The sequence below is a fragment of the Lysinibacillus sp. TE18511 genome, assembly GCF_054062295.1.
In genome coordinates this window covers 1-1,908 of record NZ_JBSSFD010000096.1, presented here as the reverse complement: position 1 = coordinate 1,908, position 1,908 = coordinate 1, and the positions used below count along the sequence as shown (strand labels likewise).

Below are 1,908 nucleotides of genomic sequence, written 5' to 3'. Positions count from 1 at the left end.
CTTGCGTGATGTAAAATACGATCTAATATCGCATTCGCTAACTTCGGTTCAGGGAAAATTTCATCCCACGATTTGAAGTTCACATTCGTTGTGAAAATCGTGCTACGTTTTTCATAACGGGCATCAATAAGCTGGAAAAACAGCTTCGCATCCTCAGGATCGATTGGTAAATAACCAATCTCATCAATGATGAGTAATTTATATTTCGTATAATGTTTTAAACGGCTCTCTAAGCGGTTTTCTAAGCGAGCCTTCTTCAGATTCTGAATTAAATCATGGCACTTAATAAAATAGGTACTTGTTCGCTTTTTAGCTGCCGTAATGCCGATTGCTGTGGCTAGATGGGTCTTGCCGACACCACTTGGACCTAGGAATACAATATTCTCGTTTTCATCGATAAAACGAAGACTTTGAAAATCGAGTATTTGTTGTTGATTAATAGTTGGTTGAAAATCAAAGTTAAAATCCTTTATCTCCTTTAAATGTGGAAATGCAGCGACTTTTACCATCGCATGAATCATATTTTGCTCACGCACATCGATTTCATAATTTGTCAATTTAATAAGTGTATCGATAAAAGAAAGCTCATTTTTAATACTAAAGTCGATGACTTCATTTAAATGGATGCCCATTTGCTTTAATTTTAAATACTCTAAGTTTTGCTGTAGTTGCTGATAATTTGTACTCATTATTGAATTCATTTATACACTTCTCCAATCGCTGCTAAATTCCGTTTCGCTAAATCATTAATATCAGGGTATTCGGGCATGGCCTTTGTCATCAGTTCACGATAATGTGCCTCTTGATAATTCAATTTTGCTTCACTTATTTTGTGTTGCGCGATTAGTTCCATGTTATAATAAATCCATAATTGATTATCGTACACTTGTAACCCTACTTTTTTGCCTTGATACTCCGGTGGTACGGAGTATTGATTGGACTTGTAGGAAATCATGCTTGATGCATTGACTTTTACAAGCGTATGGTTGATTCGATAGGAATCTCTTACTCGTTCAGTTGGTAGCTGGAGTAAGTGATTCTTTTCTTTTTGCCATTCTAAAATCGGAATTTTATTCGTCCCTTGATGAATTTCATGATTAATACGATTACATAGTTTTTCAATATAGGCGTGTAATTCAGCTATATTAAACTTCCCTTGATAGGCATGGATTTCATCTAGTAATTTCATCGTTGTTTCCACTTTTCCTTTTGTTTGAGGACGACCTGCTATACAAGGCTTCACCTTAAATCCAAAGTCTTTTGCAAATTGCGCGAACTTCGTATTCACTTTTCCACCAAAATGTTCTGTTCGTGCTTCATCCATCACTGTTTTCATATTGTCAGTAATGAGTTCTTCTGGGACACCACCCATTTTTTCAAACGTATCGGTTAAGAAAGAACATAAAACTGCCTGCGATTTGGAAATACTCATATAAAAGAATCGCATACGAGAGTGGCTTAGCACTAACACGGCTACATTAATCTCCACCTGTTCACCATCGCTTGTTTCATAAAGAATGCTTTCTTTCCAATCCAACTGTGCTTGTTTGCCCATACGCGTTTCATAACGGATACCGCTATGTACAGAAGATACGCGTTCATTTTTCTCAAAATAAGCCTTAAATTCAGGCGTATTGGCAATATAGGTACGGAATGTAGATTGTCCACAAACTAAACCGTGATTGTCTTTTAAATACTGCCAAAGATTACGTCGATAATAAAATACTTGCTTAGAATCTTCTGATAAGAGACTAGCAATAATCGGATAAAACTCATCAATTTTAGATGGCTTATTACGCTTTGTTTTTGGTATAAAGCCATTTAGATATTTATCGATTGTTCGTCGATCTACGCCCATATCCCTTGCTAATTTACTTTTATTAATCTTCATGTTTAAATGCTCCATTA

The 1,908-nt window shown here is 35.7% G+C and carries 2 protein-coding genes; both read right to left on the bottom strand.

Going from position 1 to position 1,908, the window contains the following annotated elements; genetic code table 11:
* The coding region (gene istB, locus ACVWXS_RS25860; RefSeq protein ID WP_456960683.1) for an IS21-like element helper ATPase IstB at positions 1-689 on the bottom strand (689 nt) is incomplete at its 3' end.
* An 8-nt stretch (positions 690-697) separates the two neighbouring features.
* Positions 698-1,908, bottom strand: a 1,211-nt coding sequence (gene istA / locus ACVWXS_RS25855) for an IS21 family transposase (protein ID WP_456960682.1), incomplete at its 5' end; no start/stop codon positions are given.